The following is an 18,737-nucleotide window of genomic DNA, read 5'->3' on the forward strand; positions in this document are numbered from 1 at the left end:
GATGGCATGGACGACGAGGAAAAGCGGCACTGGGAGATGATCAGGCTGCCGGTTGGCACCGAGTGGTCGGGCCGTGCCCGCTATGCGGCGGCCATGTTCTTCTACCAGCACGGCCTGATGGATGCTGAAACGCTCGAGGTCTATCGGATCTGCTCTCGTCTCGATGCCGAGGACCCCGCTGCCGTTCTGCGGCGCTACAAGATCGGAGTTGATTGGCTGGCCCTGCTGGAAGGCTCCGGCGATCCGTAACCTCCCCGAGGGAAATGGAGCTGGGTGGCGAGACTTCTAGCGCCCGGCCGCTGCATCGTGACGTGGAAATGCCGCGTTCTGCGTGATTAAAGGCCTGGCGCGACGGTATTGAAGCACCCGCGACCGCGGCATCGGCTTCGCCGCATTGTCGCTGATTTTGTCGTCGCGGGTTCGGCGGAAATGAGGCGCAAGCGTCGTCTTGGCAACCACGCCCCATTCGCTCCTACGTCTGCTGTTTGCGAGCATGACTGCAGTTGGCGTCGCGGAAGCATGGATGCCGCGTCACGCTGGATCTCATGCAAGCGTTGACCTGAAAGCGCCACCGTCGAGCAGGATGTTCTGGCCGACGATGTAGCCTGCGTGCTGGCTGCAAAGAAATGCCGCGGTAGCGCCGAACTCGTCAATCGTGCCGAAGCGACCGGTCGGATTCTCCGCATGCGCCTGCTGCCGCGCCTGTTCGATTGAGATACCCTGCATTTCTGCCCTTCGCTGGAGAAGCGCGGCTACACGATCAGTCTCATGCGAGCCCGGCAGGAGGTTGTTGATCGTTACCCCATGTTTCGCGACTTGCCTTGCCGTGCCGGCCACGAAACCAGTCAGCCCGCTGCGCGAGGCGTTGGACAGGCCCAACTCCGCGATCGGTGACTTTACTGATGCGGAGGTGATGTTGATCACACGCCCCCAGCCCCTGTCGATCATGCCGGGCAGAACCGCCTTCATCAGCAGGATCGGGCTTAGCATGTTGGCGTTCAAGGCGTTCAACCAATCATTCGCGTCCCAATCGGACCACAGCCCAGGCGGCGGTCCTCCTGCATTGGTCACGAGGATGTCGGCTTTCGGCTCTGCTTCGAGAAGCTGTTGCCTGCCTTCTACGGTCGTCACGTCGGCTACCACGGCATAGACTTCGCCAGTTGTCAGCGCGCGAAGCTCCCTTGCGGTGGCCTCCAGCGTTTCATGGCTCCGACCATTGAGGGTAACGATCACGCCCGCCTCTGCGAGCTTCTGCGCCACACCTCTGCCCAGGCCTTTTGAACTCGCACAGACGATCGCGCGCTTGCCCCTTATTCCCAGATCCATCGTGGTTACGTCCTTCTATCGGGTTGCATCTTTTGCGATTTGTTCAACCGTATCGACGAGGTCCTCAACCTCTCCCGCAGTGTTGTAGTAACTGACCGAGGCCCGGGCTATTTCCTGTAGTCCGCGCGCGGTCATGTCGAACGGCGTGTAGGGTACGCCGTTTGCCCCAATCGAGATACTTTTCTCGGCCAGCTTGCTTCGCACAACCGATGCGGAAATTCCCTCCACGGTGAAAGAGACGAGGCCTGACTGTTTCGTGCCGAGATCGCGCACCGTCACTCCCGGAATGCACGCCAACCCTTCCCGAAGCTGGGTTGCCAGGAAGGCAATGCGGGCCTGGATCGCCTCGACGCCCAATTCCGAAGCCAACGCGATCGCCTCGCCGAGGCCGAGAAGCAGTGATATCGGCGCTTCGGATGTTTCGAATAGACGAGCGTCTTTCCTCAGTTTGACTTTTCCATCCACGAGAGGGCCGGAGCTTACGTCGACGAAACCGGGATTGAGCGTCTCAAGGAACTTGGAGCGAATGTAGACGAGAGCCGTTCCGCGCGGCCCTCTAACGTATTTCCTGCCAGCTGCCTTGAGGACATCGCAACCTATCTTCGACACGTCGATCGGGAGCTGACCAAGCGCTTGTCCGGCATCCACGAAGTATGGGACGCCCGCGGCGTTGGCTACCTGCCCGATGGCTTCGGCATCGTTTATCAATCCCCCATTGGCAGGAAGCCATGTCAGCGAGATCAGACGCACCTTGTCGTCGAGCATTGCAGAAAGAGCGTTCGCATCGACACTACCGTCGTCCAGGCAGGGAATGATCTCGATGCTTGCGCCGGCATGGCTTGCCGCACGCTGCATCGATGCGACGTTGCCGCCCCATTCCTGTCGGCCGATGAGAATGCGGTCGCCCGACCTCAGCGGTGGCAGCGCGGCAAACACGCTTCCCCAAAGGGCAGACCCCGATCCACCGAACGCAATCTCGCCTTCGCCGGCACCGATGAAGTTGGCAGCGTTGGTACGGAGCATCGCGAGCTCGTCCGTAACCAGTGCGGCAGCTTCCATCGGGCCTCGCGTCGCTTCCAGCATCAAGTGGCCGACAATGGCTTCGGTGACGCGCCTTGGCGGCAGCGAAGCTCCGGCGTGATTGAAGTGCCTGCGCGCGGCGCAGCCGGGTGTGTCGCTACGCAGGCTGTCGATTCTTGCGTCGCTCAGCACCTGGTCGCCTCCAGTTCCACGACCGCGTCGATCTCGACGGCTGCCCCAGCGGGAAGCGAACTGACACCAATGGCGGCCCTCGTGTGCTGTCCGGCTTCGCCGAACACAGCGACCATCAGGTCGGAGGCACCGTTTGCGATCTTCGACTGATCTTTGAACGCGCTCGTTGCCGCAACGAACACGCCGAGCTTGACAATACGACGGACAGACGAAAGCGAACCGTCCGTTCTGGCGGCGATCTGCCCCAAAACGTTGAGGGCGGCGATACGCGCCGCGTGTACCCCCTGCTCCTGCGAGATGTCCGCACCCAAGGTGCCCGCAACGATCTCACCATTCGGCGCCCTGCTGATCTGACCGGAGATGAACAGGAGGTCGCCCGTTCGGACCACCGAAATGTAGTTCGCAGCCGGAGAGCTCGGCGCGGGCAGTTCCAGGCCAAGGGTAGCCAGTTGGTCACGGATCGAAATCGTCATCGCTTTCTCCTTTTCGTTCTTGCTTCATGGAAGAAATCCGAGGAACCCGCCAATTCAAAGCTTTGCGCCCTGCGATCGAATTTGTTAATGTCAGCCGTCAATCATCCGCGAGGCATCGGCACGTTGCGAAGTTCCCCGTCCCTCCCACCTCTTTCCGCGGCCAGGGTCTTTCAGGTTGTCGCAAAACGAGGGAGCTTCCGATTGGCCGGCGAGGAACTGCTCATTACCCAAAGCGCGGTGAGCCACCACATCAAGCAGCTCGAGAGTGCCCTGGGCACTCCGCTCTTTCGTCGGATGAGCAAAAGCATAGAGCTGACCGAGGCAGGCACGATGTTTCTTGCCACCGTTGACGAGGCTTTCGCTGTGCTATCGGAGGGCACCGCGAAGGTGCGCTCGCGTTCCGGGCAGACCAGCTTGCGTGTGAGCCTGCTCCCCTCTTTCGCCGCGAACTGGCTGGTCAACAGACTTGGCGGTTTCCTCAAGAGCCATCCAGCGATCGAACTCGAATTGGATCCGACGCTGCGAATTGTCGATGTCGGGCGCGGAGAAGCCGATATCGCGATCCGATTCGGCGATTTTGGCGCGAGCAAACAGTCCTGCCTGCACCTGGCAAACGAAGATTTGTCTCCGGTGCTGAGCCCGGCTCTTTATGGAGACGGATCCCGGTTTCAATCCCCCTTCGACCTTCTCAACCACGAGATATTGCAGGCCAAGAGCGGCCTCGAGTGGCAGCTTTGGTCGCAGGCAGCCGGATTTCCGCTTGAGAAGGCCAAGCAGACCCGCCTGACTGACTACAACATCGTATTGCAAGCTGCTCTTGATGGTCAGGGCGTCGCCATGGGACGCGGCCTCCTTGTTCGTGAGCATGTTCGGGCCGGGCGGCTCATCAGGCCTTTCTCAGCAACCTTGAGCTCACAGAAAGCAGCGTACTGGGCAGCCTTCGACCCGCTCTCGAAAAAACGTTCAGCGATCGAAGCGTTTGTCGGCTGGTTGAAGAACGAGATGACCCTATCGGCGTAGGGAGCCGTGCGGCCCAAGGTCTGCAAAGTTTAAGGGTGATCCCCAGATTGTCATCTCTCTACTCGACGGACAGTCGAACACAACATCATTGAGCGATGCAATTCGTGCATTTCAAAGACGCGTGCGGCGGAGTGGCGGCGATCAGAGACCGCGCTGCCCCTCAGCGTAAAATGCCCCGTCACCTCATCTGCCCGGCCACGTCAGCGACCGGGCGATGTCGATGATGTCGTCCGTGCACCGGGGCCAGCCAAGGCTCTTCGCACCTCGCCCGCCCCGGACGTGAGAAGCCCTGGCTTCGCCGCAGTCGCGTTCACTCTGGATCCCGTCGGCCGCTCAGGTGAGGTGAGCGCGAGCCCGAGCCTTGTTCTTGTCTCGCCGTAGACGGCTCGCTTGGTTCATCCTCCATCCGGGCTAATGGCGGCACGGCCAAACGCATGATAGTTTTATATTACTAATTTCGAATATACGGGTGCTTGTTTTGGGCGCGACATAGTTCGCATTCCTTGCGCAGCTGCCGGTGGAAGATACTTCCGGCCGACTTTCGTCTCGTCTCCAACATTCGCGGGAAGCCGAGGCAGAACGCAACGGGATCGCTCGGACCGCCGCGCGGCAGGCTTATGGGGGGCGGGTGCGACCGGCACCGGGTTGATCTCGCATTGCGTACGAGTGGGAGGGGACATGCTGAAAAATATGATGCTGTTGTTGATCTCGCTCACCGTGGCGCTCGGTGTCGGGGAAGCAATGCTGCGCATGTTTACGCCGTTTCCGATCGGCACACGGACACACAAGAGCATCGACGAGAAATATGGCTATCGCCTCGATCCGGCACTGGGCGACGTCGACAAGGAGGGCTTTCGGGATCCTCCTGGAGTAGGCGATGACTTCCAGGTCGCGGCGATCGGCGATTCGATGACCTATGGCAACAACGTTGACAGCGCGCATTCCTGGCCAGCGGCTTTTGCGGCAATGACGGGCGAGCGCACGTACAACTTCGGTGTTGGAAGCTACGGTATCTACACTTATCACGCCATCGTGCACGATGCTTTGGCCGCGGGAGCGAAAGGCAACATTGTCGCCGTTTTCCCTGCCAACGACTTCGCGGTCGTCTTTTCCGCCTGTGATATCATGAAGGCTCGTTCCGACTTCTGGCTCTCAGAGCAGAAGCGGCTTCATCTGCAGGCCCTGTTTGGTGACGCGCGAGGCTATTCGATGTGCGCCGAGGAGCAATCCGAGAGCATCAAGACGAAGCTTGTCGAGAATGTCGCGATCCTGAGTGCCTATCACCATGAGATAGCGGAACGACTGAAGAATCGTTACGCCAGACTGTTCAAGCCAGGCGATGGGGAAACATCCGAATACTATACATTTCCGGACGGGTGCCCTTCGGTCCTGAAGCGCTATGTCGACGACCACGGCCGGATGGCGGATCTGGCGTCGCCCGAAACCGCAGCAATGTTTGGCGACTTCCAGCGATTTGCGGCCGATTGGGCACAGCAGCGGCCGGGGCGGGTCGGCATTCTGCTCATTCCGTCAAAAGAGCGCGTGATTTTCGAATGGCTGCGTCGCCATGACCGGCTGGCGTCAGCCGCGCCGGAGTTTGTACTCAGCGTTGAACGCCAAGTTGCCCTTGAGGACAAGATTCGCCAGACCGCAGAGGAGCTCGGTTTGCCGTATCACAGCGCGCTGGCCGCAACCGCCGATGCCCTGCAGGATGCGATCCTTGCCGGGCAGCGCCTTTATCCTGAACGAGACGGCCATCCGTTTGAAGCTGGTTACAACGCGTTCGCACGGACAGCATCATCACTTTGGGATGAGATGACGGTGAGGGCCGCTCAGGCTGGCGACTAGTCGCCGATCGGAAGCCCCCTGAGGGGGCAAGTGAGGAATGAACGCTGTGCCGATGCGCGAGATTTCCACGTCTTGGGCCAGGCAACCCTCTGCTCGACGCCGCGCACGAGCTTGGCGTCGAGCAGAGTTCAGACTGAATGACGTTGACCATTACGCCTGATAGTCAACGTCACCCCTTGAAACCGCGGAGCGGGCGCGGTCAAAGCACCAGCAAATCTGGACCAACTCGCTTGGCCAATTTGCTAGTCGCCCCTGGCGGTTCAGAATTCCTGCCAATCGCTGCTGACATCGAGTGCTGCGCTCCCGTGGTAAGCTGCCGTCCTACGTGTCGACCGGAGCGGCTGAGTGCTGTCGGTCCTTATGGGGGTGCGAGCGTTCGCGAGAGACGTCTCCGCTATGCCCTGAAGCTTGAATTGGCTGACAAGCTCCCTTAGGCGTACGGCCTCATTGGCAAGCGTGTTGGATGCCGCATTGGACTGCTCCACCATTGCCGCATTCTGCTGAGTCGTCTGATCCATCGCGTTGACGGCGGTGTTGACTTCGGCAAGCCCGACGGACTGCTCTTTAGCCGACGTGGCGATCGATTCCATATGGACGTTGATTTCGACAATAAAGCCACTGATCGTCTTCAACGCGGAGCCTGCGTCCCGGACGAGCTTCACACCGTTCTCCACCTCTGCGGAGGAGTTGTGAATGAGACCTTTGATTTCCTTGGCTGCCTGCGCCGAACGCTGCGCCAGCTCTCGAACTTCCTGGGCAACAACCGCAAAGCCCTTGCCGGCTTCGCCCGCCCGAGCCGCCTCTACCCCAGCGTTGAGGGCAAGAAGGTTCGTCTGAAACGCAATCTCGTCGATAACGCCGATAATGTTGGAAATCTGCTGCGAACTTTCCTCGATCTTTCGCATGGCCTCTTCGGCGTGGGATACGACCTGGGCGGATTCAGCGGCCGAATGGTTGGCGCGGCTTGCCACCGCCTTGGCCTCCTCGGTTCGTTTGGAGGAATTGGCGACGTTGACGGTAATCTCGTCAAGCGCCGCGGCGGTCTCCTCAAGTGAGGCTGCCTGCTGCTCCGTTCGCTTTGAAAGATCGTCCGTTCCGACGGCGATCTCGCGCGTGCCGGTATCAAGGGTCGAAATCGATCCTGAAATCTGCACAAGGGTCGTGCCAAGTTGGGAGACTGACTGATTGAAATCGTGGCGAAGCGCTTCGAAATCCTGCGCGAAGGCATTATTGAGCTGGAAGGCCAGATCGCCGGATGCCAGCCTCTTCAGGCCAGCTGCCAGGCCCGACGTTGCGACGCGCAATCGTTCGGTGGCATCGGCTTCAGCCTTTTCCTGCATGGCAATGCGCTCGAACTCGGCGCGTTTGCGGCTTTCTGCGGCGTCCTGTTCGAGCCGCCGGTTCGTGATGGCGCCCTGGCGGAAGACTTCAAGCGCCTTGCCCATGTCACCGATTTCATCGGAATTGCGCGCAAGTTCGATCTGGGCGTCCAGCTGCCCCTCGGCAACGAGGCCCATCGAAGTCCCAAGCCTGTACATGCCTCCGATAATGCGTTTGAAGGTGACAAATCCGACGATGACAAGCATGAGCGCCAAAGCGGACATGGCGATGGTGATAAGGGTCCAGTAGAACGATGCCTCGACATTGGCTTCGTCGACCGCGGCTTGCGTGCGATGCTCCAATTTCACGTAGAAAGCATCCACCGGCTTCATGATCTCAGCCTTGAACCGGTGGTAGTCCGGCGAGTTGAGCATTTTCGTCGCTTTGCCCTTGGCTTCGGGCCCAAGTGTGGCGGCGCTGTCAACGAGCTCCATCGCCTCGGTTTCAAGCTTGATCAGCGCATCGGAGCGCTTTCCCGCCTCGTCGAGAAGGGCGAATTCCTCCTTGGTGAAACCGGCCTGCTTCATCAGGTCCTGCATGGACACGGCCGCCCCGTCAGGACGCGGCTTTGCGTCCCCGCCGGCGACGAAATCCCAATAGATGCGGTGATAGTCTTCAGGCCGAGGCCGCGTTCCATTGCGGATTTCAACGACCGCATTGTATTGGTCCTTGAAGGAAGGGTCCCCGGTCTCCGCGTAGGTACGCACAAGCCGGGTCAGATCATCCGACGATTGCCGGAAGTTGTCAGCCAACATGTAGGAACGATATTTCTGGTCGTATGCACGCGTAACATCGGCTGCGGCACCCGCGTAGCCCCAAAGGCTGGCGACGAGGCCAGCCATGGTCATACCGGTGACCGATGCCAGAACGATGAATTGGCTCTTAATTCTCATGACGACGATTCCTGATGCGGATATCGCTGCTGGCGCGCCGAATTCATTTCTTCGCCAGAGGCCATACCTCACATGAAAGCAGGTAGACCGGACTGCATTGCCCGAAACAAGTATCCCCTAGAATAAATTGGTTATTGAACCGATAATCGATGTTGAGGATACAACGTAATTTCAAGAAACTCTGAATATTCCCTTTTAGGTTGCAGAATTTTTTATAATAATTTGTGGTTTATCTCTTTCTGGTTGGTCGCGCATATCGCTGCTATAGCGCCTGATATCGAAAATTATACCTTCTAATGGTTGAGATGAGTCGCTACAATTTCTGAGCGAGAAGCTGGAGACTGCGCGGTCCTGCTGCGGAAAGACCAAAGCCTCGGCCGTTCAACCAGTTCACGATGCTAATCCAACAAGGATCGCCAACGGTGAAACGACCGGAACCTGAGACGATTGCTGTTCAACCACTACCTGGCGAAGACCAGCAACATATTGTTGGCAGGCATCTCGATCGTCTCGCGGAGATTTAGTCCAGCGGCCTCAGCCGCTTGCTCAAGCTCAACGATATCACGCACACCCCAGGATGGGTTTCGCTCCCTTAGAGCGGCGTCGAAGGTAGCGTTCGAAGGGGCGTTGTGTGCGCCATCGCGCATGTAGGGACCGTAGAGAACAAGAAGCCCACCCGCACGAAGCAAACGGCCAGCCCCTGCAAACAATCCCAAGCTTGCCGCCCATGGCGCGATATGGATCATATTGATCGACACGATGGCGTCAAAATGCCCCGCTTGCTCGACGCCCCATTGTCCTGAGCACACATCAATATCCAGCGGTGGCAGCACATTCTCCTGCCCTGCGAATTTGATCCAGCTGGACGTGCTCGCGCGTGCGTCGGCGTCCGGATCACTCGGCTGCCAGGTGAGGTTCGGCATTGCCCCCGCAAAACACACGGCGTGCTCGCCGGTCCCGCAACCGATCTCCAGTATGGCCCCATGTGCCGGAAGGACGCGTTTCAGGACCGCGAGGATGGGCGCCGAATTTCGCGCAACGGAAGGCGAGAACATGCGCTTGTCAGCAGTTGCGCTGCGCTTTTCCAGCGCAACAGACGAGCGATCCTCCTTCTTTGTGGGCATAGGTCTTACATCTCCTTTGGGCGCTGTGCTTTTCGGACGGCGCCGGGGCCAGCGCTTCAGCATCCAGATGATTGCTATGGCCGCCCGGCCGCTGCCGCAAGCGGTGAACGACAGATTGCGAGCTTAACGACTTGGCATTCAATCTCGACGCAGCACTTCCAACGCTGCCCGATGAAGTTCCTCATTCGCGGCCATGAGAACGGCGTGGTAGCGCGATGCATCGACAAGCCGACGCCCATCCCAGTCAGTGACGATCCCCCCAGCGGCTTCGATAATGGGGAGTTGCGGAAGGATATCATAATCGAACACGTTGCTTTCGAGCAGGAGATCAATGCTCCCGAGGGCAAGGAGGCCGGCGGCGTAGCAATCGTGCGAGAAACGCGTGAAGCGGACGTTTGCCGCGAGCGAAGCGAAGCGGCTTCGATGAGCGTCGTCGAACTGTTCGAGGGCAGAGGTGTAGAGGATGGTCTCATCCAGCCGGGTTCTCTCGCTGGTGCGGATTGGCTCTTCGTTGAGCGTGGCTATGCTGTCCCTGCCGAGCCAGCGCTCGTCAGTGACCGGCTGGTTGATGAGGCCGAGAACGGGTCTGCCGTGATGAAGCAACGCGATCTGCGTGCCGAAGGCGAGCGAACCTGAGAGGAAAGACTTCGTCCCGTCGATAGGGTCGAGCACCCAGACCCACTCGGCATCTGTGCGGCATGCGCCGAACTCCTCACCCCGGATGCCGTGCTCTGGAAACGCACACTCGATCATCCGGCGCATGACCGTTTCGGCATCACGGTCGGCGACGGTCACCGGGCTGGCGTCGGCCTTCGCGTCAATAGGAATGCGCTTGCGGAACCAGGGACGGATCGCTTCAGCGGCGGCATCCGCCATGGCATGGGCAAGGGCGAGAAGGGCTGGAGGACAGGCATCTGCTTCGGTCATCGGTTTACACTTTCGGCTTCGGTGGCGATCTTCTCGAGCATCGCCCTGATGGTTTGGACCTGCTGATGCGCGGCCTCGGCCTCCTGCCGCAGGCGCGCAGCGAGATCGCCGCCTCCCAAATCGGTGAAACTCGCGGAGCGGGCGGCGATGAAAGGATCGGCCGCCTCCCCCGGAAACCGCAGGGCGGGCGCGAAATAGCCCTCCTCCTCCTCGAGCCCGAAGGAGACGACCTGCGGCCGGTCATCGCCGAGCAGCAGCAGTTCCACCAACATCGCCTCGAGCGGCAGCTGCCCTTCACCGGACAGGCAGGCGAGATGAGCCCAACCGCCGCGATCCGGCTGCACCAGGCAATCCTTGACATGCGCTTCGGTGATATGCGGAGCCTGGGCCGCAAGGGCCGGCATGGGCAATTCACAGGCGTTGATCATGTTGCCGAAATCGAACAGCAGGCTGAGGCGCGGATTGTCGACGGCCTCGATGATACGGACGAGCTCCTCGGATTTCAGGTCTTCGTGCTGTTCCAGCGTGTAACGCAACCGACCCTGCGGGTCGAAATCGGCGAGGCGCCTGAGATCGGCGATCGTCCACGCGATGATCTGTGACACCCGGCCCTCGTAGCGCGGATAGCAGCGCAGGGAGGTCGCTCCTGCGGCAAGCGCGATGCGCACAGCGTCGGAAAGGCCGGCTTCCTCGGTGGTGCTGGTTTCGACATGAAGTTCGAGCCCCAGCACCTTCACTTGCGTGGAGAATGCGGCAAGCGCATTGTCGCCCATCCGGCCAAGGCTGGCCTTTTCCCCATCGTCGACATGCAGCTTGAGGCCGGACAGACCCTGCGCCGCAGCGAACTCGGCAAGGTCGAGCGGTGCCATACCCCCGAAACGCATGTTGAGATGAAAGGCATAGGCATGGGCAAACAGCGGTGCGGAGCGCGCCCGCGCGACGAGCTGGCCGCGCTTCACCGAAGAGCACGCCGCTACTCTTTTCCGCCAGTCGGGGGGCGATCCATGCCCCCATCGCATGTCCGTCACGATGCCGGCTCCTCGTTGAAGATTACGGATGTGCTGGCCATCAGGCGGCAAGCACGAGAAGGTCGCGATGCGCGATACTGACCTCGACGGCTGCGCCGACGGCCGGCGGCGGCCGGTCGGGCTGGTTGAACGTGTCGAGGGACAGCATCTGTCCGCCGACCGCGACGCGGATGCGGATCACCGAGCCGAGGAAATGCACCTCGGCGATGTGACCCGAAAGAACGACATCGCGCCCTTCGGTCCGCCCGAGTGCCACCGTTTCCGGTCGCAACGCCAGGCTGATGCGCTCGCCGGCGCCGGCGACCAAGGGGCGGTTCAGCGCAACGTCAACCTCCCCCACCTGCACCCGGCCGGTCATCGCCTCGACCACGTCGGCATCGACGAGATTGAGCGTGCCGACGAATTCCGCGACGAAACGCGTCGCCGGGCGATTGTAGATTTCGAAGGGCGTGCCGACCTGGTCGGCAACGCCTTGATGCATGACCACGATGCGATCCGATATCGACAGTGCCTCTTCCTGGTCATGGGTGACAAAGATGGTGGTGATGCCGAGTTCCTGCTGGATGCGGCGGATCTCCTCGCGCAGGCTGACGCGGATCTTTGCATCAAGCGCCGAAAGCGGTTCGTCGAGCAGCAAGACTTCAGGGCGCGGCGCAAGCGCCCGGGCGAGCGCCACGCGCTGCTGCTGACCGCCGGAGAGCTGGAAGGGGTAGCGGCTGCCAAGCTGCGTCAGGCCGATCAGCTCCAGCATTTCCCCAACGCGCCCGGCGATCGCAGCCTTGCCTTCACCAGCCACCTTGAGGCCGAAGCCGATGTTTTCCGCCACCGTCAGGTTGGGGAAAAGCGCATAGGCCTGGAAGACCATGCCGATCTTGCGCCGATTGGCGGGAAGACCAGTCACGTCGCAGCCGCCGATGCGGATCGCGCCCGATGTCGGCGTCTCGAAGCCGGCCACCATTCGCAGTACCGTCGTCTTGCCGCAACCGGAGGGGCCGAGAAACGAGACGAATTCGCCTTTTTCGATGCCGAGGGTGAAGTCTTTCACGACGTGATGTGCGCCGAAGGATTTTTGCAGGCGGTGAATATCGAGAAAGGCCATGGTCAGCGTCTCACGGTGGAAAATCTGGAAAAGCGGGTGACGATCTGGATCAGCCCCATGCAGGCCCAGGTGATGGCGAAGGCGACGACGGCAAGCGCCGAGGGCTCATAGGCCCGGTTGCCACCCATCCAGACCATGTAGGGGCCGAAGGAATTGACGTTCAACAGGGCGGCGAAGACGTATTCGCCAATAACGATCGCAAGCGTCAGGAACGCGCCCGACAGCACCGAGACGAAGACATTCGGCAGGATGACGACGGCAAGGATCCGCGCCCAGCCAGCACCGAGCGACTGCGCTGCCTCGGTGAGGCTGGCGATATCGATGGTGCGCAGGCCCGTATCCACGGAGCGATACATGTAGGGCAGTGCCAGTGTCGCATAGCCGAACAACAAAAGGAGATTGGTTCCCCACCAGGTCCCCGTCAGCGGCAGGACCGAGGAGGTGTTGTAGATGCGGATGTAACCAAAGACGATGACGATGGGCGGAATGACCAGCGGCAGAAGCGTAATGAATTCGATGATCGGGCGCAGTCCGGGAAGCCTGAGCCGCACGAAATAGGCCGTCGGCACGACAAGCAGGATGCCGAGCACGATGGTCAACAGGGCGAGCATCACCGAATAGCCGAAGGTCTGCTGGAACTGCGGGTCGGCGAGCACGATCCGGTAGGCCTCGAAGCTGTATTCGCCCCGCTTCATGCGCATCGAGAAGTCGACCATGCCGGCGAGCGGGAGCAGGAAATAGAGGCCGCCGAGCGCGACGGCAGACCAGGACCAGACGCGTTTTGCCGTCATTTGACCCACCGTTCGGCGCGCATGCGCAACAGGATATAGATGCCGTTGGCGATCGCGGTCAGAAGGATCATGCCGAAGGCGATGGCATAGCCGAGATGCGGATCGTTGAGCACGTCGCCACGGATCTGCGCGAACAGCACGATCGGCGCGATGGAGAGCGAGGAGCCGGTGAGCGCGATCGCGGTGGCAACCGCTCCAAAGGCGTTGGCAAAGAGCAGCGCAAGCGTGCCGAGCAGCGAGGGCCACAGGACCGGCAGCGCCACCATTCGCCAATATTGCGTCCCGCTGGCGCCGAGACTTTCGGCCGCCTCCCGCCATTCGCGGCGCAGGCCCTCCAGCGCAGGCGTGATGATCAGCACCATCAGCGGGATCTGGAAATAGAGGTAGGTCAGTGCCAGTCCCAGAAAGGAGACGATGCTGAAGCCGGAACCATAGAGATTGATGCCAAACCAGTTGCGCAGCAGCATCGTGACGAAGCCGAGCCGGCCGAGGGTGGCGATAAAGGCGAAGGCGAGTGGGACGCCGGCGAAATTCGAGGCGACGCCCGAAAAGGTGAGGATGCCGTTGCGAAGCCAGCGCGGCAGGTCGCCAAGCGTGATTGCGGCGGCGATAAGGAAGCCAAAGAAACAACCGAGCGCCGCCGTCTGCAGGCTGAGCTCGATCGAGATCCAGAAGGCGGACCGGATGGACGGCGACAGGAGCTTGCCCAGATTGTCCAGCGTCACTTGCCCCTGCGGATTGCGGAAGGCGCCGATGACGATATTGAGTGTCGGCAAGATCAGGAACAGCGTGGCAAAGAGGAAGAATGGTGCGACCCCAAGCCAGTTGAGGAACTGCCGCGGCCGCAAGGCCGCCGGCAGCAGAGCGGCGCTTGTCGTCATCGGATTGTTTCCTGGGTGCGTTGTGTCCGCAGGCCTCGCGCGAGGCTAGAGGCCTGCGGACGGATGGGCTTACTTCACGTTGGCGCCGACCACCTTGTCCCAACCTTCGACAATGGCGCCCTTGTTGGCATCCAGCGCTTCGACGGTCGGGAAGATCGCCTTTTCGTAGGCTTCAGCCGGCGGCAGCTTGTCGAGCAGGTCCTGCGGGAACTTTCCGGCCTTCAGCATCGCGTTGAAGCGCGCGGGATGGCAGTAGCCCTTCAGCCAGCCGGTCTGGCCCTCGTCGGAATAGAGATATTCCATCCAGAGCTTTGCGGCGTTCGGGTGTGGGGCATAGGCGGAAATCGCCTGGACATAGACGCCGGCAACGACGCCGGTCGCCGGCACGATGACATCCATCGGCGGGTTACCGTTGAGCGCATCGCGCCAGGCGAGCAGGTTGTAGTCCCAGGCGGCGATGATCGGGGTCTGGCCCTGCGCGATCGTGCCGGCCTTGCCGAGCACCGGCACGAAATTGCCGGCCTTGTTCAGTTCCGCGAAGAGTTCCAGGCCCTTGGCGCCGGATTGGGCTCCCGGCTCGGCACCGCGCGAAATGCCCGCCGACATCAGCGCCAGGATCGCCTGGGCCGATGAGCGCGGATCGCCCGTGAGCGCAACGGAACCGGCGTATTCCGCCTTGCTCAGGTCGGACCAGTCGGCCGGCGGGGTCTGGATCAGGTCCTTGTTGATGCCGAAGGCCATGACACCGTAGTAGTCGCCATACCAGTAGCCGTCCGCATCCTTGATATTGTCCGGGATCTCGCCCCAGGTCGCCACCTTGTAGGGCTGCAGCAGGCCTTCCTTCTTGGCCGCGGGCGCAAAGGCAAGGCCAAGATCGACGACGTCAGGCGCCTGCGAACCCGTATTGCCCTTGTTGGAACGGATGGCCTCCAGTTCGTCGGCCGTACCGGCATCCGGATTAAGCTCGTTGACGGTGATCCCAGGGTACTTCGCCTTGAAGCTCTCAATCACTTCGCCGTAATTGCACCAGTCATGCGGAAGGGCAATGACGGTGAGCATCCCTTCCTTCGTGGCGGCATCGACGAGGGCCTGCGGCGCTTCCGCGCGCGCCACGCCCGGCAGCGCGGCAGCGATGGTGAGCGTGGAAACGAAAGCCGAGCGGGCGGCATGAGATAGGCGCGTCTTCATGAAGTCCTCCTGTTTGCCGTCGGTGACGGCCATTGAGCGTTGGCTTGCAGTCGTTAGTCGGCAGTTGGCCGCGATCGGGTTCGCTGCATTCCGGTTCCCCCGCACTCTGTCTGCATCCTTCGGGGCGGCATCGGTGCGTTTCGTGTAGGCGGAGCATGTAACAATTGGACAACAATCAAACGTCCATTATCATGCAATCGACTGTACCAATTTTGGAGGTTGGCCATGGCCAAGCAGCTCGAGGGGGCCATCCTGCCCTTCCTTCGCCTGGACGCGGGCGTCGCCTTGCCGAAATTCCGACAGGTGCAGGACCAGCTGCGCATCGCGATCCTGCAGGGACACTTGCGCGCCGGCACGCGCTTGCCGGCAAGCCGCATCCTTGCCCAAGAGCTGGGCCTGTCGCGCCAGACGCTCGTGCGGGTGCTGGAAAACCTGAAAGCGGAGGGCTATCTGGAAGCCCGGCAGGGAGCGGGCACCTTCGTTTCGGCCGCCCTGCCGCTTCGGCCGAAACCAGCGCGATCGCCGCAGGCAGATGGCGATGCATCGCCCAGGCTGTCACGGATCGGCGCCCTGACGCGCGGGGTTTCGGCGGAAATCGGCCGCGTGGCCCCCAAGCCTTTCCTGCCGAACCAGCCGGCGTTTGACCAGTTTCCGTTCGCCATCTGGCGCAAATGCTGGAATGCGGCCGCCCGCGGCGGCAGGGCCGGCATGGGCTATGGCGATGTCGCAGGGGAGCTTGTTCTGCGTCAGCGGATCGCAGAATACCTCGCCTTGCACCGGCGAGACCCCTGCGATCCCGAACAGATCGTCATCACACCGGGCGGACATGCCGCCTTCACGCTTGCCGCATTGGCGCTGGCCGATCCGGGCGACGGTGTCTGGTTCGAAGATCCAGGCCCGGTCACCACCTCCAACCTGTTCCGCACGCTCGGCCTCAATCTCTGCCTCGCCGATGTCGATGCCGACGGAATGGACGTCGCCGGCGCGATTACACGCCATCCCGGTGCGCGGCTCGCCTTCGTCATGCCGTCGCGCCATCACCCGCTCGGCGTCACGCTCTCCCTGCCGCGCCGGCTTGCCCTTCTCGAATGGGCACGCGCCAACGACAGCTGGATCATCGAGGACGACTATGACAGCGAGTTTCGCTACGACGGTGCGCCGTTGCCCTCGATACGCTCGATCGACAGCCATGGGCGGGTGATCTATGCAGGCAGCTTCAGCAAGGCCCTCTATCCCGGCATCCGTGTCGGCTATCTCGTGCTGCCGCTGCAACTCGTCGAGACGTTCCGCACGCTTTCGGCCCTGATCCACCGCAGCGTGCCGGTCGAAACGCAGCTTGCCCTTGCTGAATTTATCGGTGGCGGGCATTTCGCCAGCCACCTGCGGCGGATGCGCGGCCTTTATGGCGAGCGGCGCAGCGCCTTTATCGAGGCGGGAGAGACAGCCCTTGCGGGGCTCGCCCGGATCGACTGTTCCGAAAGCGGCCTCAACGCGCTGACCTGGCTTGCGAACGGGCGTGACGACCGCGCCGTCCAGCGCGATGTGCTGGAGGCAGGCCTGCAGTGCTACCCGCTCTCCGACTATGCCATTGCGACCCAAAGGCCAGCAGCGCTTATCCTCGGCTATGCCGGCGTGCCGGCCGAGCGCATGCGGTCCTATCTCGGCCGCTTCGCCGAGGCGCTGTCCCGGCCCTGAGGCCGGCGACGACGCGGCAAAAGTCGTCCGCCTCCCGCAAGGCGGGCGAGTATGCCGCGCAAGACCGCCTCGATCAAAAGCGCGCAATTGCGCGGCTCCTTCGGGTCATCGGGATCCCGCCGGGCGACCACGTAGCCGATGCCGCGCAACATCGCGGGGCCGCCTACTGCCGGAGGGCACGCAGCGCCCTGCCGCTGCGCTGTGTGACGCCGACGCCGGGCGCCGTGCCGACCTGCGCGTTGGAGGCGGCAAGCAGTGGCCTGCCGCGCACCAGGTCCGAGCCACGCTCGGCGAGCATGATCGTCGGGGCGTTGAGGTTGGCGTTCGGCTCTGCCGGAAAGACGGAGCTGTCGATGACCCGCAGACCGGCGATGCCGCGCACTTTGAGTTCGCTATCGACGACGGCCATCTCATCCTCGCCCATGCGGCAGGAGCCACAGGGATGGTAGGTGCTCTCCATGGTTTCGCGCACCCAGGCGTCGATCTCGTCATCCGTGCGAACATTCGTCCCCGGGGCGATTTCTTCGCCACGGAAACGATCAAAGGCCGGCTGGGCGAGGATCTCGCGCGTCAGCCGCAGGCAGCGGCGGAACCCTTCGCGGTCCTCCTCGCGATCGAGGTAGTTGAACAGAATGTCCGGCTGCTCGTGGGCTTCGGGCGAGCGGAGCCGAACGTAGCCACGGCTCTTCGGCTTGTTCGGTCCCGTCAGAACCATGAAACCATGCCCGTCGAGCGGCTTCTTGCCGTCGTAGCGCATCGCCGCCGGGAGGAAGTGGAACTGGATGTCCGGCCACTGGAGGGAGGCGTCGGAGCGAATGAAGCCGCCACTCTCGAAATGGTTGGAGACCGAAAGGCCCTTCTTGAAAAGCAGCCATTGCGCACCGATCAGGGCTTTGCTCAGAAGGCCCATCTTGCCATTGAGGGTGATCGGCTCCTTGCAGGCGTACTGGATATAGACCTCGGAGTGGTCCTGCAGGTTCTCGCCGACGCCCGGCAGGTCGTGCAGCACCTCGACACCCGCCTTTTGCAGCACAGCCGCCGGGCCGATGCCGGAGCGTTGCAGCAGGTGCGGCGACCCGATCGGGCCGGAGGAAATCAGCACCTCGCGGCTCGCCTTCACCACGACCCGCTTCCCGCCGCCCTGTTCGTACTCGACGCCAACCGCGCGCTTGCCCTCCAACAGCACGCGCCGCGTCATTGCATGGGTGATGACGGTGAGGTTGGGCCGGCTCATCGCCGGTTTCAGATAGGCGTTGGCCGTCGACCAGCGCACGCCGTCCTTGACGGTCATGTGCATGGGGCCGAAACCCTCCTGCATATGGCCGTTCGGATCCTCCGTGGTGATGTAGCCCGCCTCACGCCCGGCATCGACGAAGGCCCGGTAAAGCGGGTTCTTCATCTTGTTGCCGGCATTGGTCGCAAGCGGGCCGGACGCGCCGCGATAGGCATCACCCCCGTCCTGCCAGCTCTCGGCGCGCTGGAAATAGGGCAGGCAATTGGCATAGCGCCAGCCACGCGCGCCCAGTTCCTCCCACTCGTCGAAATCCCGGGCATGGCCGCGCATGTAGACCAGTCCGTTGATCGAGGAGGAACCGCCCAGAACCTTTCCGCGTGGGCAATGAACCTGCCGGCCGTCGAGGCCGGGTTCCGGCAGGGTCATGTATTTCCAGTTGTACTTGGTGCCGTTCATCGGAATGGACAGCGCCGTCGGCATCTGGATGAAGATCGACTTGTCGCTGCCGCCATATTCGAGCACCAGCACCTTGACTTCGGGATCTTCCGAAAGGCGGTTGGCAAGCACACAGCCGGCCGATCCGGCGCCGATGATGATGTAGTCGTAGGTCTCGCTCAT

16 protein-coding genes are annotated in these 18,737 nt (G+C 61.8%); 4 read left to right on the forward strand and 12 right to left on the reverse strand.

Going from position 1 to position 18,737, the window contains the following annotated elements; all coding sequences use genetic code 11:
- Positions 1–6 precede the first annotated feature (6 nt).
- Positions 7–249, forward strand: a complete 243-nt coding sequence (locus L981_RS29845; protein ID WP_043625273.1) for a hypothetical protein — start codon at positions 7–9, stop codon at positions 247–249.
- Between the two features lie 294 nt (positions 250–543).
- On the opposite strand, the gene L981_RS29850 is transcribed toward L981_RS29845, so the two are convergent.
- Genes L981_RS29850 through L981_RS29860 form a run of 3 tightly spaced genes read right to left on the reverse strand, consistent with a single transcriptional unit; the run spans position 544 to position 3,011 of the window.
- Entirely contained in the window at positions 544–1,326 is a 783-nt protein-coding gene (locus tag L981_RS29850) for an SDR family oxidoreductase (protein WP_043625275.1), read from the reverse strand.
- A 15-nt stretch (positions 1,327–1,341) separates the two neighbouring features.
- Positions 1,342–2,538, reverse strand: coding sequence for an aminotransferase class V-fold PLP-dependent enzyme (locus L981_RS29855; protein ID WP_245281746.1), 1,197 nt, complete (start codon positions 2,536–2,538; stop codon positions 1,342–1,344).
- A complete protein-coding gene (locus L981_RS29860; protein ID WP_043625278.1) occupies positions 2,532–3,011 on the reverse strand; it encodes a RidA family protein in 480 nt (159 codons plus the stop codon). Before L981_RS29860 ends, L981_RS29855 begins: the two co-directional genes overlap by 7 nt.
- An 87-nt stretch (positions 3,012–3,098) precedes the next feature.
- Between L981_RS29860 and L981_RS29865 the strand changes: the two genes are divergently transcribed.
- Together L981_RS29865 and L981_RS29870 are read left to right on the forward strand one after the other, a co-directional pair.
- Complete coding sequence (locus L981_RS29865; RefSeq protein WP_082006203.1) at positions 3,099–4,031, forward strand: LysR substrate-binding domain-containing protein; 933 nt, start codon at positions 3,099–3,101, stop codon at positions 4,029–4,031.
- Between the two features lie 678 nt (positions 4,032–4,709).
- Complete coding sequence (locus L981_RS29870) at positions 4,710–5,879, forward strand: hypothetical protein (RefSeq protein WP_245281748.1); 1,170 nt, start codon at positions 4,710–4,712, stop codon at positions 5,877–5,879.
- A 260-nt stretch (positions 5,880–6,139) separates the two neighbouring features.
- Here the strand turns inward: L981_RS29870 and L981_RS34100 are convergent, their stop codons facing one another.
- The 8 genes from L981_RS34100 to L981_RS29910 form a co-directional block, all read right to left on the reverse strand.
- The gene (locus L981_RS34100) at positions 6,140–8,224 is read right to left on the reverse strand and encodes a methyl-accepting chemotaxis protein (RefSeq protein WP_245281749.1); all 2,085 of its coding nucleotides are present in this window, start codon (positions 8,222–8,224) and stop codon (positions 6,140–6,142) included.
- Positions 8,225–8,613: 389 nt separating this feature from the next.
- Entirely contained in the window at positions 8,614–9,276 is a 663-nt protein-coding gene (locus L981_RS29880) for a DUF938 domain-containing protein (protein WP_043625281.1), read from the reverse strand.
- A 138-nt stretch (positions 9,277–9,414) separates the two neighbouring features.
- A complete protein-coding gene (locus tag L981_RS29885) occupies positions 9,415–10,203 on the reverse strand; it encodes an inositol monophosphatase family protein (protein WP_043625284.1) in 789 nt (262 codons plus the stop codon).
- Positions 10,200–11,282: a sugar phosphate isomerase/epimerase gene (locus L981_RS29890; RefSeq protein ID WP_156134285.1), complete on the reverse strand. Its 1,083-nt coding sequence runs from the start codon at positions 11,280–11,282 to the stop codon at positions 10,200–10,202. Before L981_RS29890 ends, L981_RS29885 begins: the two co-directional genes overlap by 4 nt.
- On the reverse strand, positions 11,272–12,330 hold the full coding sequence (locus L981_RS29895; RefSeq protein WP_043625291.1) for an ABC transporter ATP-binding protein: 1,059 nt from the start codon (positions 12,328–12,330) through the stop codon (positions 11,272–11,274). Before L981_RS29895 ends, L981_RS29890 begins: the two co-directional genes overlap by 11 nt.
- A gap of 2 nt (positions 12,331–12,332) precedes the next feature.
- Positions 12,333–13,121: an ABC transporter permease gene (locus L981_RS29900; protein ID WP_043625293.1), complete on the reverse strand. Its 789-nt coding sequence runs from the start codon at positions 13,119–13,121 to the stop codon at positions 12,333–12,335.
- Positions 13,118–14,002, reverse strand: coding sequence for an ABC transporter permease subunit (locus L981_RS29905; RefSeq protein ID WP_052202098.1), 885 nt, complete (start codon positions 14,000–14,002; stop codon positions 13,118–13,120). Before L981_RS29905 ends, L981_RS29900 begins: the two co-directional genes overlap by 4 nt.
- A gap of 69 nt (positions 14,003–14,071) precedes the next feature.
- Entirely contained in the window at positions 14,072–15,190 is a 1,119-nt protein-coding gene (locus L981_RS29910; protein ID WP_043625353.1) for an ABC transporter substrate-binding protein, read from the reverse strand.
- Between the two features lie 225 nt (positions 15,191–15,415).
- Between L981_RS29910 and L981_RS29915 the strand changes: the two genes are divergently transcribed.
- Positions 15,416–16,885 carry a PLP-dependent aminotransferase family protein gene (locus L981_RS29915; protein WP_043625296.1) on the forward strand — a complete coding sequence of 490 codons (1,470 nt, stop codon included), beginning with the start codon at positions 15,416–15,418 and terminating at the stop codon, positions 16,883–16,885.
- A gap of 163 nt (positions 16,886–17,048) precedes the next feature.
- On the opposite strand, the gene betA is transcribed toward L981_RS29915, so the two are convergent.
- The gene (gene betA / locus L981_RS29920; RefSeq protein ID WP_043625298.1) at positions 17,049–18,737 is read right to left on the reverse strand and encodes a choline dehydrogenase; all 1,689 of its coding nucleotides are present in this window, start codon (positions 18,735–18,737) and stop codon (positions 17,049–17,051) included.

This window comes from Ensifer sp. ZNC0028, assembly GCF_000799055.1.
GTDB lineage: Bacteria > Pseudomonadota > Alphaproteobacteria > Rhizobiales > Rhizobiaceae > Ensifer.

Excerpts from the sequence above, each read along its gene's own strand:
- L981_RS29845 (WP_043625273.1), top strand. The coding sequence starts at position 7 with ATGGACGACGAGGAAAAGCGGCACTGGGAGATGATCAGGCTGCCGGTT.
- L981_RS29850 (WP_043625275.1), bottom strand. The coding sequence starts at position 1,326 with ATGGATCTGGGAATAAGGGGCAAGCGCGCGATCGTCTGTGCGAGTTCA.
- L981_RS29860 (WP_043625278.1), bottom strand. The coding sequence starts at position 3,011 with ATGACGATTTCGATCCGTGACCAACTGGCTACCCTTGGCCTGGAACTG.
- L981_RS29865 (WP_082006203.1), top strand. The coding sequence starts at position 3,099 with ATGTCAGCCGTCAATCATCCGCGAGGCATCGGCACGTTGCGAAGTTCC.
- L981_RS29870 (WP_245281748.1), top strand. The coding sequence starts at position 4,710 with ATGCTGAAAAATATGATGCTGTTGTTGATCTCGCTCACCGTGGCGCTC.
- L981_RS29880 (WP_043625281.1), bottom strand. The coding sequence starts at position 9,276 with ATGCCCACAAAGAAGGAGGATCGCTCGTCTGTTGCGCTGGAAAAGCGC.
- L981_RS29885 (WP_043625284.1), bottom strand. The coding sequence starts at position 10,203 with ATGACCGAAGCAGATGCCTGTCCTCCAGCCCTTCTCGCCCTTGCCCAT.
- L981_RS29895 (WP_043625291.1), bottom strand. The coding sequence starts at position 12,330 with ATGGCCTTTCTCGATATTCACCGCCTGCAAAAATCCTTCGGCGCACAT.
- L981_RS29900 (WP_043625293.1), bottom strand. The coding sequence starts at position 13,121 with ATGACGGCAAAACGCGTCTGGTCCTGGTCTGCCGTCGCGCTCGGCGGC.
- L981_RS29905 (WP_052202098.1), bottom strand. The coding sequence starts at position 14,002 with ATGACGACAAGCGCCGCTCTGCTGCCGGCGGCCTTGCGGCCGCGGCAG.
- L981_RS29910 (WP_043625353.1), bottom strand. The coding sequence starts at position 15,190 with ATGAAGACGCGCCTATCTCATGCCGCCCGCTCGGCTTTCGTTTCCACG.
- L981_RS29915 (WP_043625296.1), top strand. The coding sequence starts at position 15,416 with ATGGCCAAGCAGCTCGAGGGGGCCATCCTGCCCTTCCTTCGCCTGGAC.
- betA (WP_043625298.1), bottom strand. The coding sequence starts at position 18,737 with ATGAGCGAGACCTACGACTACATCATCATCGGCGCCGGATCGGCCGGC.